The sequence below is a fragment of the Kordia antarctica genome (assembly GCF_009901525.1).
GTDB classification, from domain to species: Bacteria; Bacteroidota; Bacteroidia; order Flavobacteriales; family Flavobacteriaceae; genus Kordia; species Kordia antarctica.
Window position 1 is genome coordinate 1,915,118 of the sequence record NZ_CP019288.1, and the last position, 14,801, is coordinate 1,929,918.

The window sequence follows — 14,801 nt, forward strand, 5'->3', positions numbered from 1 at the left end:
AGTCATCAATTATTCGTATATTATACTGATAATCAATTACTTAACTCAATGAAACCATCTGATAACTTAAAAGACATTTTTGGGCAAATACAAGACCACAGAAGCCATATAAACAAGCTTCATAATTTAGTAGATATCCTTCTTATTGGTATAATTGCAGTGATTTCTGGGGCAGAAACTTGGGAACAAATGGCTGGGTTTGCCAAATCAAAAGAACCTTTTTTAAAGAAATTCTTAGAATTACCTAACGGTATTCCTTCGAAAGTAACTATCAATAGAGTCTTTTCAGCTATTGATAGTGAACAATTTGAATCTTGTTTTATTGATTGGGTCAATTCAATTGCAAATTTAAGTAAAGGTCAAATAATTGCGATTGATGGTAAAACGATACGTGGCGCAAAGTCTCATGGTAAAAAATCGCCAATTCACATGGTTAGTGCTTGGGCTTGCGAAAACAATCTTGTTCTAGGTCAAGTTAAAACAGCTGAAAAGTCAAACGAAATTACTGCGATCCCAGAATTACTGAACATCCTTAGTATTGCAGGAAATACTATTACAATAGATGCTATGGGAACTCAAAAAGAAATTGCAAAAAAAATAATTGAACTAGATGCTGATTATATTTTAGCAGTTAAAGCAAATCAACCGCAGTTATTAGAACATATTGAAGATGAGTTTCGGTTTTCCAAACAACTAGAAACATACACTAAACATGATTTAGATCATGGGCGTATTGAAACTAGAACATGTAGCGTAATTACTGATTTTAAGTTTATTGAACAGGACAATCAATGGAAAAATTTACAAAGTATTATAAAAATAGATAGCATTCGTGAATTTAAAAATAGTGATAAAGCGACAGAAAAAGCGACACGATATTATATTTCAAGTTTACGAAATGATGCTAGTGAATTTCAATCTAAAATACGCTCGCATTGGGCGGTAGAAAATAAATTACATTGGACTTTAGATGTAGCTTTCTCTGAAGATGCTTCTAGAAAAAGAGCAGGAAATGCTGCTCAAAATTATTCTATTCTGCTTAAAATTGCTTTAAATCTATTGAAAAATGAAACCTCTAAAAAGCTATCTATGAAAAGCAAAAGACTTGAAGCTGGATGGAATGAAGACTATTTACTCAGAATATTAAATTTAAAAGTATGATTCTGCCCTGTTAGGATTGCGCAATAGTGCTATTTACATTTTAACTTGAGATACATTTTATCAAAAATTATTTAAGATCACATCGTATCTTCTGCGATACAATCACATTGTGAAGGTCCGCATAAACAACTTGTTTCTGAACGATTTCCACCTTTTATTTTTTCGACATGATCGAATTTAGAAATGATACTTTTTCTGAATGCTAAATTTTTAATTGCTCTTTTTTTCATGATTTTAAGTTTTGATTTGTAGACTTTTAAATGTACAAAATTTAAAAAAGAATGCCTTTCGACATTCCTTTTGCTTATCATTTTTAGTAAAGACTATATTAAAGTACAATTATTTCTTAAATTATTATTTACTAATATTTCTGATAATAATCAATTAACAGTAAGGATGCGTCACACAACCTTCTGTAAAATCTTCCATACAACGAATACAGAAACTAATTCCTGTCGGCTCCAAACATGTAGGATTATGTGTTGGTCCGCCACCTTTAATTGCGGGTAGATTTGTCAGTTTTGATACTGTTTTTTTGCTTAGTAATAAGCTTTTGATTTTTTGTTTTTTCATAATAGCGGTTTCTAAAATTAATGTTGAAACTAATATACAAAAAAACTCCTTTTTATATGACAAACAATTGCTTTTATACTTACTTTTTATGTAAGATTTATAAATCTTTCACTTTTTGTTACTTCGAATCTTCTTCAAAAAGCTTTTTAAATTTTTTCTTTTGCTTAAATTTTGCAAATAATGGAAGATTCTGAATCGCTTCAAAACGTTGCAATCCGAGTTCTTTTGCCTTTTTGAGATTTCTGATAGTTCGTGTAAAATTGTCATTTCTGGCATAACTTTGCGCCACACGATAATACCAATATGCCTGATCTGGATTAAAATACACCAACAATTGATCGCAATACAATGCATGTTTGTTTTTTTTTGCGCCAACATAACCCATAGAAGATTCGTACGCACCTGCAAAAATTGATTGCTTGAGTCGTTTCAACATTTTTGCCTTATTTTCGGTTTCCGCATTCGCGATGTTTGCATCTAATCGTTTTAATTCTCTGCGCCACCATTGAAAATTATCGTGTGAACTTGCTTTCAAAATGTCTTTTGAATACACTTCTGAAAACTTTACATACAGTTCGTTTTCTTCTTTGATATTGGTTTCTCTTGCAATAACTTCATTTTGATATTGTGGAGACACTTTTAAAGCATCAATTTTTCGCTGTGTTCCTGTGAGATCAAAATAAAGTGTGAAATTTTCGATAATACTTTCATATTCTAGTACAGATCTAAATTTATTGTGAATTACCAACGAGTCCGCAATCGTATATTGAGATTCAAAATACGATTGTACAAATTGTGAATTAATAGAGCGTATATTTTTTTTATACGCACGCAATTCTAACCAACTAAAAGCACGTTCTATTTGCTCGTTTGGCGGCCAATTATGTGTATCATTATAAACAAATAATTCATTTGGCACCTCAAATTTGTCAAGTAATTTTTTTGTGTTGAACATTTCTTGATAGTTCATATCTTCATCTCCAACCAAACCCACAAAAGAGAATATTTCCTTACTTGGCGTAAATGATTTGTTGGTTGCCAAACCAGCTCCGCAAGCAATCACACCTTGTATTTTCCCTGTCAATGCCGCAATTGCAGTTGCCAAACGCGAACCGCCTGAAAATCCTGCGGTATAAATTTGTTTTTCGTCAATTTTGAATATGGAAAAAACCGTTTCAAACAATCGGTTTACGGCTTCAAAATTAGTGCTATACGGAACGCCGTTTTTAGTTACGTTGGAAGCGATTAAGATATAATTGAACTTTTCGGCAGACGATATAAAAGATTGCATTCCTTGTTTGCCATTTCCCCTTGGATCAAATATAAAAACAACCGCAGAAAGTGTAGTTTTATCATATGATTCTGGAAGATACAACGCGTAGGTTTCTGTGCTGTTTGACACCGAAATCGAATCTAAGATTTTACCCTTTTCAAAATGATCGGCTTGCGCAAATCCGACAGAAATCCATAAACTTACTATGAGAAGAAATACAATACGCATGAATAATACTTTGTTTAAAGTTACAGAATTAATAGAAAACTTTCTGATTTTTAACATTTTGTGTGTTTTCAAACTATCTGTGACGTAAATTTGAAAAACTCTAAACCCAACCGACTGATGAAAAACACAATTCTATTTTCTACTATTGCACTATTTATATGTGCTTTTTCGAGTTGTACCAGTTCTAAATCTGCAACTCCACAAAATGAATTGAGCGCTTTACAAACTATAATGACAGGATCATTTGACAGTAGTAAACAAGCTGCAAAAGATTCCACTTATTATAATATTTCACTTCACATGTATCCTATTTGGAAATCCAAAGATGGGTATTGGTTGTATGTTGAGCAAGCGTTGAATAGTAATCAGTCAAAACCATATCGTCAACGCATATATCAATTAGAAAAACTAGAAAATGGTGATTTTTCAAGCAAAGTATTTACGTTAGAAAACCCAGAGGATTTTATTGGAAAATGGAAAAGTTTGGACTATTTCGATCAGTTTGATGCTTCACTTTTGAAAGAACGAGAAGGTTGTGCTGTATTTTTGAAAAAAGAAGGAAACAGTTATGTTGGAAGCACCAACGAAAAAAATTGTAAAAGTACGATGCGCGGCGCAAGTTATGCAACTTCAATCGTTTACATAAAACCCAATGTAATTGAAAGTTGGGATCGTGGTTTTGATGCCGAAAACAAACATGTTTGGGGCGCAGAAAAAGCAGGTTATATTTTTAAACGACTAAAATAACGAGTGCCACGCAAAGATGACCTATCTTCTTGTGACACTCTAGTTAGATAATATCAGATTACTAACTATTTTAATACGATTCGTTTAGTGAATTGTTTGTTATTGTGTGAAATTTTCATGAAATACATTCCTGCTTGATAACCGCTTAAATTGATGGTTTGATTGGTTTGATCAAGAGTATCAAAAGTTGTTTGATAGCTTTTTCTTCCTGTGATATCAAACACGTTTACAGTAACGTTTGTAAGTGTTGTTGATCCTTTTATATATACAATTCCGTCAGTTACTGTTGGCGCAATTGTAATTCCAAAATTATTTGTTTCTGTAGATGGAATACTTAACGTTCCATCCAAATTTGTAGATGTTGGATAGAAAACCGAGAACGAATTTGTATTGAACCGAAGATAATAATCATCTTGATAGGAAGTTACTCCTGCAGTTATAAAATCGCCTCCAGAAACATATCCTGAAGAACAGGTGTTTCCGTTTACTTTCATGACTTCTAACCCATTGACAGATGCTAAATTACTATCTGCAAGAATCAAATCATCAACCTCATCACCTAGTACGTATAGACGTACATTTACATTGCTTGAAGGTGCATTTTGAGAACTGATGGAGACTTCCCTCCGTAAATACGGTTGCCCTGAGAAGTCTCGAGTATCAGCAATGTCTATAAATAATGTTGTTGTGATAGTTCCTAAGTCGTTTCCGTTAGCGTTTAGTGCCGCTACTATATTGTTTGATGCATCTAAAATTGGAACCCATTCGTTTGTATTTCCTTCTGCAACCGAAATTTCTACTGTTGGCATGTTTTCACAAACACCTGCTGTTCCTGTGGCTACAACTGGCGCACCTTCTAAACAAAACGTAACAGTTGCAAGACTAGATTCTACTCTAGAAACTTGTATGTAATAAGTATTTCCGAATAGTACAGGAATTGAACCGTCGTCAGTAAAACAAGCAACTTCTGTTCCGCCACAAGCATCATATACTGCAAAGTTGTTAAAGAAAGAATTACTGTTGAGTGCTATATTTCCTGTCAATGTTGCTTCAAACGTATACCAAGTGTCCAACCAAGTTTGCGATCCATTCTGGCAACTTCCTACCGAAGAAGCAACGGTTGAACCGCGTAATTCCGACATGACAATTTGTGAGCCACAGTCGCCAATTGCCGCTACCTGAATCAATTCTGCGGAAGCGCAATCTACATTTGTAACCGCTTCATACGCCGTAATTACAAAACTATCTGCGCCAGCATAAATTTCATTACTTACAACACGTAAAGTATACGTTCCGGCAGTAATTCCGATCATTATTTTTTGGTTGTAGAAACAGTCAATTTCTGTCGGAACTGTTCCACAATTATCATATAATGTAAATCCATCGGCGAAATTCACGCCTGTTATTGTAATGTTTCCTGTAACTGGCATTGTAAATTCATACCACAAATCTAAATACGTTGCTCCGCTTGCTTCACAACTACTTTGTAAACTTTGTGTTGCGGTGGCATTGTTAAAGTTGATTGTAGTTGGTGTCGTGATATCTGCCGTAATAACTTCCGCAGTTGCGCATTCGTCATTGGCTGCCGTTTCAAACGCTTGTATTATAAAACTATCGTTTCCTGAATTTGCTGCTGAACTCACAACTCGTAATGTGTACGTTCCGGCAGCTAAATTGTAGACAAAATGATTGTTATAGAAACAGTCAATTTCCGTCGGAACACTTCCGCAGTTGCCATATAATGTAAAACCATCGGCAAAATTCACTCCTGAAAATTGTAGATTTCCTGTAACTGGCATCGTAAATTCGTACCATAAATCAAGATAATCTAACGAAGCATTGCTATCACAACTACTTTGCAAACTTTGTGTGGCGTTTGCATTGTTGAAGTTTATTGTTGTTGCTGAAGAAATATCTGCTGTAATAACTTCCGCATTGGCGCATTCGTCATTTGGTGCTGTTGCAAAAGCTTGCATCGTAAAATTATCAAATCCTGAATTACCTGAAGTACTTACCACACGTAATGTATACGTTCCTGCGGTTAATCCGTATGTAAAATTATCGTCATAAAAACAATCAACTTCCGTCGGAACCGTTCCGCAATTGTTATATAATGTAAATCCATCAGCGAAATTCACTCCTGAGATTCGTAAGTTTCCAGAAACTGGCATTGTAAATTCGTACCATAAATCGAGATATTCTAAAGCACTATTGCTATCGCAACTACTTTGTAAACTTTGTGTTGCTGCTGCATTATTGAATGAGATTAGTACAGGATTTGTGATATCATCCATAATTACTGTCGCAGTTGCACATTCGTCATTTGCAGCAGTTTCTAATGCTTGAATTACAAAACTGTCGCTTCCTGCGTTTCCATCTGTACTTACCACACGTAATGTATATGTTCCGCTTGGCAAATTGTACACAAAGTGATCGTCGTAAAAACAATCAACTTCCGTTGGAACAGTTCCGCAGTTGTTATATAATGTAAATCCATCCGCGAAATTCACTCCTGAGATTCGTAAGTTTCCTGTAACTGGCATTGTAAATTCATACCATAAATCAAGATAATTTAATGAACTGTTTGTATCGCAACTACTTTGTAGACTTTCTGTCGCACGTGCATTGTTAAAAATAATAGTGCGCGGTGTTGTGATATTATCAGTGATAACTTCGGCACTTGCGCATTCGTCATTGGTTGCGGTTTCAAAAGCTTGAATTGAAAAACTGTCCGATCCAGCTTGACTGGCAACACTAACAGCTCTTAATTTATAATCTCCCGCGGGAATATTGTAAAAGAATCCAGTACTGTAAAAACAGGCAATTTCTGCACTTCCACACGTATTATATAATGAAAAACCATCAGCAAAGTTGACGCCTGTAATTCGGATGTTTCCAGAAACTGGCATCGTAAATTGATACCAAACATCTGGATATGTTGTTGGGGAAGTGTCACAACTGCTCAGCAAACTTTGTGTTGCTGTTGCGTTGTTGAAACTTACTAACGTTGTTCCTGTGGTTGTTACCGAAATTGTTTCTGCGTCTGCACAATCGTTATTAGCTGGTTGCGCATACGTATTGTGAATAGCGAATAATAATATTGCTGAGAAAAGTAATTTTACTTTCATGTAGTTTGCCCTGATTTTAGTTTTACAAGGCTGAAAGTACTTCCTTTTAGATAATTACATAAAAAAAATGTATAAACCGACACGATTTATACATTTTTGGTATGATATACTTTCTGTTTAGATAAACTACGTGTTTCTCCGATTTGAGTTTTTTGTATAAAATATTTCATTGAAAATAGAAGCACATTTATTCGTTTTCTATTTTCTTTTACTTTGTTCGCCCAACATTGCGATAGCTTCGCTCGGTATCTTCAATCAAAATATATTTTAATTTCAATAATGCTCAGTGTGACAAGCAGATGCAAAAGAAAGAGTGCTTTTCTAGAGGTGTTTTTAGTTTTTTATTGGTTCAATCTGTTTGATTAATTTTTTTAAATCTTTATCTAGTTTTCTCTTTGTCCCATAAGTTGATACATACTGTATCAAATAGTGTTTATTCTGTAAATCAATCAAATTATATTGATATAAATATATATTTTCTCCTTGTACAACAAATTTGAATAACTGACCATAATCATCAGGACTCATCATTGATTGTAATATCTCAAACTTATTTTTCAAATAGTAAGAAAGTGAATCTGATATTTGTCGATAATTTAATGTGTCGGAAATCAAGTATTTATCATAAATTCTGAACTCTGGCTGGAAATCAATGTTTTCAACAGAGCAATGAATCTGTGGTAATTTAAATGTCGAAAAATTTGAATTCAATAAACTGTCATTATCTACTTTGTTCTCAAAAGTAAAATCTGTGCCTGATAAGTCTATTTGAATCATCCAATCTACATTTTTATATGTTTTATTGGAACAACTGAATAGTGTTAAGATCAACACTAATAAAAGTGGTTTCATTTTATCGGTCTTTTAAATTAAACACAACGTATGTATAACAGGAATTCCTTTTATTTCTATTATAACTAAATCTAATTTTCATATAAATTTATTGAGTTACACACTTAGTATCCGTTTAATGTTTTTATGATAAATAGGTTTTGCAATAACCATTCTTTCTATAGTTTTATGAAAAATAGTTTCTTTAAATTGAGAACGATTAATTCTAAAACAAAACTCATCAAAGTAAGCTTGGACATGCCATTTACTAACATGAGTTGGGATGGCTCTTAACCAAGATTTCAATTGCATGATTACAATATGCAATTCCTTAAAATTCTTACCATTGTTACTAAATTTTTGTTCAATTTTATAATCCTTTTTTAAAGGTGAATATCCTCTCCATTTATCGGTCACTATTTGTGCCGTTGTACTTATGTGTTCTTCAAATATTGGTGTTAAAGATTTGGCTGAGTAATCATCAATAGACCTTACATATACTCGCTTAATTTGATGTTTCTTGCTCAGTTCTACTGCTATTACTGCCTTTTTCTTTTTAGAATCATAGCTTCTACCTTGTTTACCTTCTTCTTTTCCACCTACCGTAAATTCATCTACATGAACTAATTCTGATAAAGGATATTGTTGGCTACTCTTCATTGTTTTTCTAACTTTTTGCATAAAAAACCAAGCGGTACCTTGTCGAATATTGAAGCGCTTACCCATCTGAATACTTGATACACTTTTACTACTTGTACTCATTTCAAATACTACACAAAATGCTTTTTGTAATCCAAACTTCACCTTATGAAATAACGTATTTGCTGTAGCACTTTCCACATGATTACAACTATAACAATGATACCTATATCCAGATTTTTCACAACCTTTTGTATGACCACATTTCATACATTTAAAACCATCTTGCCATTTTATTTTAGCCAAATAAGCCTTACAGGCTTCATCATCTGGCAATTCTTTTATAAAGCTCAGTATATTTTGTCCTTTAAATGCTTCCATAAACTCCGTTTTTATTGATAACAAGATACGGAAGTTAAATGACTAACTCAATAAATTTAGTTAAGAAAATAAAACTAAAAGAATTTAATGTGAAATCAAACGAAAAAGTAAGATTTTAACCAGTTTTTCATTTTGAATTCAAAAGAATAATGAAGCGTCAGTTCGAGTGATTTTGAGGCACGAAAAATCGTATCGAGAACCTGTTTAGTGTAAAAAATTCTATTCTCGATACAAATTTTACTCATTTTCAATCGTAAAATTCACTCGAATCGACGAATTTTATCAAAATGCACAACCGATATATATTGTGACTGTTGCACAAGTCTAAGATATTGATAAATTTCGTATCTTGATATATGCAAGGCAAAAAAATCTATCAAGAAAAACTATTCAACAATTTTCAACTAAGTGATCGAATTCCAAAAGAAAATTTTTATCGTCGTTTATCTTCTGAGTTAGATTTAGATTATTTGTATGAACTTACCAAAGTCTATTACGGAAGTAGCGGACAAAAAAGCATTGATCCTGTTGTGTTCTTTAAACTATGTTTGGTTGGTTATTTAGAAAATATTATTAGTGATCGTAAGTTGATTCAGCATTGTAGTCTACGCTTGGATATTTTGTATTTTCTGGGGTATGATATTGATGAAGAACTTCCATGGCATAGTACGATAAGTAGAACGCGACAGTTATTCCCTGAATCAATATTTGAAGAAGTTTTTACACGAGTTTTCATGCTTTGTGTAGACAAAGGAATGGTAAGCGGTCACACACAGGCAATCGATTCCGCACCAATAAAAGCGAATGCTTCGATGGATAGCTTGGAGTTAAAAGTTCCTGAAGAAGAATTGGACGCACATTTATCCAAAGTTCGGGTTCAGAGTTACCGAGATCGTCAAGTTCAAAACAAGGCAAGTAAAGAACAACAGGTTATTACTGCTAACGATCAGGAACTCAAAGCTATCACATCAAGGAACAAGAAATGGGCAAAGGATCAAGATCAACGAACAGGCGCAGGCAATAAAGGAAGTCGGTATACCAGTAACAAAACGCATTACAGTCCCACAGATCCTGATGCTCGCATTAGTGTAAAACCTGGCAAAGCAAGAAAGCTCAATTACATGAGTCAACTCAGTGTAGACACCGCACATCATGTGATTAGCGATATTAAGGCATATCATGCTGATAAGAGAGACAATCAGTATTTGCAAGATATAACTATTAGAACTCAAAGACGTTTGCGAAAAGGAGGATTATTATGGGAAAATCTAGTGGCAGATACTGGGTATAGTAGCGGCGAGAACTATGCCTTTTTAGAATCTCAAGGTTTAAAAAGTTACATTCCACCGCATGGTACTTACAAAGGTGGTCCAGATGATTTTATATATGACAAAGAATCGGATCATTATGTGTGTCCACAAGGAAAGATTATTCCTTTTAAAAAGGTATTTTATGAAGGAGTAAATAACAATAAAAAGAAAGAATATCGTGCCTCAAAAAAAGTATGCATCGGTTGTCCACTAAGAAGCACTTGTTTAAAGAAGAGTCAAGAAAAGCGTATTACGATAACCTATTATGTGGAAGAATATGAACGAAACATTGCTAGAGTCCATAGCAATCAAGGACGTTATATGAAGAGAAAACGTCAAAGCACAGTAGAACCAGTATTTGGTACGCTAAAGGAATATATGGGACTCAGAAAAGTTAATACTTTGGGAATAAAGCAAGCAAATAAAGTGATGCATATGTCAGCGATTGCTTATAATCTGAAGAAATACCTAAAGTTCGTTACAAAAATGGCAAAAAGTGCAGCCAAAATAGGCAATGCTATTTTTTCAGAACTAAAAGCAACTCAAAACTTCATAGCAACTATTTTAAGCCATGTAAATTATTCAAATGTATACTTACTAAAAACCTAAAAAAGCCCTTAAAAGGGCTTTTTTTATATTAATTTTGTTGTTTTTATAGACTTGTGCAACAGTCACCATTGTTAGGCACTGGACTTTTTCCGTTATAGAATTGTCATAGTTTCTTGTTCCGAAAGTCTTGATTTTGGCGTTTTATCTGTAGTATTGAAATCACTTTCAGTTCTATAGCCTATAGAAACTGCTGTTATTGCTGTAAATCCTTTTTCACGCAAACCAAATTCTTCATCAAGTGCTTTCATATCAAGTCCTTCCATTGGACACGCGTCAATCCCAAGAGTTGCAACACCTAATAAGAAGTTACCAATATTTAGATACACTTGTTTTTCCATCCAATGCTGTAAATCCTTTAAATCGTATTTATGAATATCGGCAAACATATTTCTGCCTCCGTGCATTCCGTTTTTTATTTCTTCATTAGGATATCTACCATCTTTGTCTTCAACATCTAATAGGTGTTGCATATACTCTTCATTTGCAGTTATTCTAGAACAAAATAAAACTACGTGTGAAGCATTTAAAACCTTTGGTGTATTGAAATGAAAAAATCCTTCAGTTCCTTTCGCCATTCTCTTTTTGCCTTCTTCTGAATTTGCAATAACAAAATGCCACGGTTGTAAATTTGTACTTGAAGGACTCATCCTTAAAATCTCTTTTACTTTTGCAAAATCTTGTTCAGATATTTTTTTATTTGGGTCAAAATCCTTTGTGGAATACCTCCAGTTTAATGCTTTAATTACATTCATATTGTTTTTATTTTATTAAAATTTTCCGTTATTATTTTTCCATTCTGCTTTTGGTGCAATAGTTTCTAAAACGTCCCAATGTTCAGCTATTTTTCCATTCTCAACTCTAAACAAGTCGTAAAACGAAGTTGCTGTATCAGCAAACGAACCTTCGCTAACTGTCAATACAAAATTACCTTCGCCCAAAACTTTATGCACTTTGTCGTACTTCATAGTAATTCCTTGCGAAGCCATATATTCCAATGCTTTTCCAAGTCCAGAAAGTCCATTCGCAATTTGTGGATTGTGCTGAATATAATTGTCTCCATCAAAATTTCCAACTAATTTATCCATTTCGCCATTAACTAAAATGTCATTGACAAAGTTTTTTACAATTGTTTTATTTTCTTCAGTTTTGTCAATGTCCTTTATTTCGGTTGTTCCATTAATCATTGTGTTACCACTCGGATTTGGATTTGCTGGTGTTTCTTGTAAATTGTCCCAATGCTCAACTATTTTTCCATTTTCAAATCTGAAAATATCGAAACCGATTTTTGGTCCGAAAAAGTTGTAATCAGTTTGAGTAAAAACAAAATCGCCATCTTCAAAAGCTCTAACTGTGTTTACTTTCGCAGAATTCGGTGGAAGTTGTTGCAATAATGCTCCAAATCCAGCAAGTCCGTCTTCAACTCCAAGATTATGTTGAATGTATTTTTCTGGGTTGATATAACCTACAGGTTCTTGAGCGCCAGTCTCTATGCTTTTTAAAAGTGCAATTACTTTTTCTTTATTTGAAATTTCCATTTTTTCTACTTTTTTGATATTTGAACTTGTTTTTTGACTATTGCAGGCTGTAAAACCAATTGCCAAAATTATCGTTGCACTTACTAGTATCTTTTTCATTATTGGTTGTTTTAAATTGATACTGTAAAGTTGCAATGAAGTAGAAGAAAAGAAACGATAAAAACAGTCCTTTAAGTGATACTTTTAAGCCGAAGTAAATGCTGTTCTAAATTCAACAGGTGTTTTATCTGTGTGTTTTTTGAAGTATTTGATAAAGTTGGTAGGTTCTTCAAAACCTAACGAAAAAGCAATTTCTTTGATGCTTTCATTTGTGTGTGCCAATATTCTTTTGGATTCAAGTAAGACTCTATCATCAATAATTTCTTTCGGTGTTTTTCCGAATATTTTTGTCGTGACTTGGTTCAACCTTTTAGATGTCAAATGCATTTTTTGAGAATAAAAACTAACTTTTTTATGGTTTATAAAATTTTTGTCCAAAAGGTCTTTTAAAATCAGAGCGTAATCAAAGTCTGCATCTTTTTTTAATTCTACAAAATTTTGATTTCTTCTTTCTCTTTCGGAATGCAACAAAAGGTTTCGTAAATCATTACGAAGTATGTCCGATTGATAATTGTCTTTAAAATGCTGCAATTCGGTTTCCAATTGCTGAAAAATAGTTGTAAAAGTTGAATTTATTTCTGAAACATTAATTTGAGTAACAGAAAGTAAATCATTGAACAAATTACTACTTCTCAAAAATGTAGTGTCCATTTTCGTTTTGCAGAAAAAACTGTCTGTAAATAAAATCATCTTTCCGCTGAAACTCGTTTCATTATCAAAAAGTTGAACGCTATTTTTATTTATAAAAAGTAATGAATTTGGTTTGATTTTTATTGGGTTAAAATCGACCAAATGTGTTGGTGAACCTTTTTGAAACCATAGAATTTGGTAAAATTCTGTTCTGTGTGGTTTTGTAACATCGTCTGGAAACTCATTAAAAAGAAAATCAAAACCAATGATTTCAAACTCCTGTGGAAGTCCTTCTTTGAAATCATATTTTTGAATTTTCTCCTTCACTTTGATGTTCGTTCTGTGGTTTTTTCCGCTTTGTGTTTAACGGTTTTGTGTATGTCTTGTTACTTGGTTTAACACGTAATTTAGCAAATAAAAACCGAATAGAAAATCCGCGAGGATTTTCGTAAGTAGGCTAGAACTAGCAATAAAATATATACGGTGTTAGATATAGTACTTTTCTATTTCGGATATTCTAATTACTGTTTGTTTAAATTCAGTATCCCAATCTCCGTGTTTTTCCGTTGTAATTTTTAATATTTCTTTTATTTCATCGAAATCGTTTTTCAAAAATTCAGTCAGAGGTTTTGAAACTACACTATAATTATCACTTGGGTTTTGTCTGCTAATTTCAAATATTGGGTCAATACATTTTTCGTGACCAATATGCAAATGTCTTGGATGTTCGTAATGGTCCATTTTTTTTGGGTTTAAATATCCAACTGTAGCTTGCGAAATTGGCACAGTTTTATAGCAAGTCTCACAGACAACTTCTTTTCGTTTATGGAATTTTCTTTCCAAACGAAACATTATTATTCCTCTGAAATTTTTAAACGTGGTTTTTAATTTTTCGAAAATATTTTCTTTTCCAATGTATTTAACTACAATATAACTAAATATAAAAATTCCTATAAGTATTGAGATTATACCTAATGAGTTAATTAATAAATCACTTGTAAGTACCAGTAAAGTTCCTATAAACTGAAAAGCAAAACCAAATACAAGAAATATTGTTCCAATTATTTGTAAAGTGATTATTTCCAATTCTAGAGTTCTGTTACCACCCGAATTTGAAATAGTATATTCAACTTTCACCGGTCGAATTTTTCTCGTTTTTTTTGACAAACTATCACTTGAAAGAAATATAACTCCTAATACTTCTAACAAAAGTCCAAAAAGTAGAATTAATGCTCCTATTTTGGTATTATTTTTATTCGTATTGTTTTGTTCTTCAATTGATGAGATTTCTGTTTCCAACTGAGTCAATTTTTCTGATATGTTTTTGTTATAACTATTCAGTTTTATAATTTCTAAATCCGTCTTTGATTGTTGATTTTGAAGTGAATCATTTTTTTTTGATAAAACAGAAATTTGTTCTAAAACTATTTTTTTATTTTGTTGAGAATATAACAATCCTGAAGAAAATATTAATATTAAGATTGCAATGTTCCTCATTTTTTTTTGTATTATAGCCAACGTATATATAACAGAAATCCCTATTATTTCTACTATAACTAAAACTAATTTTTATATAAACTTAGTTAAGAAAATAAAACTAAAAGAATTTAATGTAAAATCAAATAAAAAAGTAAGATTTTTAATGTATCAATAAAAA

Annotated in this window: 13 protein-coding genes; 3 read left to right on the forward strand and 10 right to left on the reverse strand. The window is 32.6% G+C overall.

What is annotated here, in order from left to right; genetic code table 11:
• Window positions 1-48 precede the first annotated feature (48 nt).
• Window positions 49-1,161: an ISAs1 family transposase gene (locus IMCC3317_RS07665; protein WP_160128944.1), complete on the forward strand. Its 1,113-nt coding sequence runs from the start codon at window positions 49-51 to the stop codon at window positions 1,159-1,161.
• Window positions 1,162-1,238: 77 nt separating this feature from the next.
• Here the strand turns inward: IMCC3317_RS07665 and IMCC3317_RS07670 are convergent, their stop codons facing one another.
• From IMCC3317_RS07670 to IMCC3317_RS07680, 3 genes are all read right to left on the reverse strand, one after another.
• A complete protein-coding gene (locus tag IMCC3317_RS07670; protein ID WP_160128945.1) occupies window positions 1,239-1,391 on the reverse strand; it encodes a hypothetical protein in 153 nt (50 codons plus the stop codon).
• Window positions 1,392-1,545: 154 nt separating this feature from the next.
• Window positions 1,546-1,734, reverse strand: a complete 189-nt coding sequence (locus IMCC3317_RS07675) for a hypothetical protein (RefSeq protein ID WP_160128946.1) — start codon at window positions 1,732-1,734, stop codon at window positions 1,546-1,548.
• 118 nt (window positions 1,735-1,852) lie between these two features.
• Window positions 1,853-3,292 (reverse strand): acetylxylan esterase, encoded by a 1,440-nt coding sequence (locus IMCC3317_RS07680; protein WP_160128947.1) that lies wholly within the window; start codon window positions 3,290-3,292, stop codon window positions 1,853-1,855.
• A gap of 60 nt (window positions 3,293-3,352) precedes the next feature.
• On the opposite strand from IMCC3317_RS07680, the gene IMCC3317_RS07685 reads away from it, so the two are divergent.
• Window positions 3,353-3,982 carry a chromophore lyase CpcT/CpeT gene (locus IMCC3317_RS07685; RefSeq protein ID WP_160128948.1) on the forward strand — a complete coding sequence of 210 codons (630 nt, stop codon included), beginning with the start codon at window positions 3,353-3,355 and terminating at the stop codon, window positions 3,980-3,982.
• Window positions 3,983-4,047: 65 nt separating this feature from the next.
• Here IMCC3317_RS07685 and IMCC3317_RS07690 read toward each other — a convergent pair whose 3' ends face one another.
• The 3 genes from IMCC3317_RS07690 to IMCC3317_RS07700 all read right to left on the reverse strand — a co-directional run bounded on the left by IMCC3317_RS07690 (window position 4,048) and on the right by IMCC3317_RS07700 (window position 8,961).
• On the reverse strand, window positions 4,048-7,110 hold the full coding sequence (locus IMCC3317_RS07690) for a T9SS type A sorting domain-containing protein (protein WP_160128949.1): 3,063 nt from the start codon (window positions 7,108-7,110) through the stop codon (window positions 4,048-4,050).
• A gap of 333 nt (window positions 7,111-7,443) precedes the next feature.
• On the reverse strand, window positions 7,444-7,962 hold the full coding sequence (locus IMCC3317_RS07695; RefSeq protein ID WP_160128950.1) for a hypothetical protein: 519 nt from the start codon (window positions 7,960-7,962) through the stop codon (window positions 7,444-7,446).
• Window positions 7,963-8,058: 96 nt separating this feature from the next.
• Window positions 8,059-8,961, reverse strand: a complete 903-nt coding sequence (locus tag IMCC3317_RS07700) for an IS1595 family transposase (RefSeq protein WP_160128951.1) — start codon at window positions 8,959-8,961, stop codon at window positions 8,059-8,061.
• A 356-nt stretch (window positions 8,962-9,317) separates the two neighbouring features.
• Between IMCC3317_RS07700 and IMCC3317_RS07705 the strand changes: the two genes are divergently transcribed.
• The gene (locus tag IMCC3317_RS07705) at window positions 9,318-10,880 is read left to right on the forward strand and encodes an IS1182 family transposase (RefSeq protein WP_160128952.1); all 1,563 of its coding nucleotides are present in this window, start codon (window positions 9,318-9,320) and stop codon (window positions 10,878-10,880) included.
• 92 nt (window positions 10,881-10,972) lie between these two features.
• Here IMCC3317_RS07705 and nfsB read toward each other — a convergent pair whose 3' ends face one another.
• The 4 genes from nfsB to IMCC3317_RS07725 all read right to left on the reverse strand — a co-directional run bounded on the left by nfsB (window position 10,973) and on the right by IMCC3317_RS07725 (window position 14,662).
• Complete coding sequence (gene nfsB / locus IMCC3317_RS07710) at window positions 10,973-11,632, reverse strand: oxygen-insensitive NAD(P)H nitroreductase (protein ID WP_160128953.1); 660 nt, start codon at window positions 11,630-11,632, stop codon at window positions 10,973-10,975.
• 15 nt (window positions 11,633-11,647) lie between these two features.
• Window positions 11,648-12,514 (reverse strand): nuclear transport factor 2 family protein, encoded by an 867-nt coding sequence (locus tag IMCC3317_RS07715; protein WP_160128954.1) that lies wholly within the window; start codon window positions 12,512-12,514, stop codon window positions 11,648-11,650.
• A gap of 84 nt (window positions 12,515-12,598) precedes the next feature.
• Window positions 12,599-13,471: an AraC family transcriptional regulator gene (locus IMCC3317_RS07720; protein WP_228054986.1), complete on the reverse strand. Its 873-nt coding sequence runs from the start codon at window positions 13,469-13,471 to the stop codon at window positions 12,599-12,601.
• A 159-nt stretch (window positions 13,472-13,630) separates the two neighbouring features.
• A complete protein-coding gene (locus IMCC3317_RS07725; protein ID WP_160128955.1) occupies window positions 13,631-14,662 on the reverse strand; it encodes a hypothetical protein in 1,032 nt (343 codons plus the stop codon).
• Window positions 14,663-14,801: the final 139 nt, after the last annotated feature.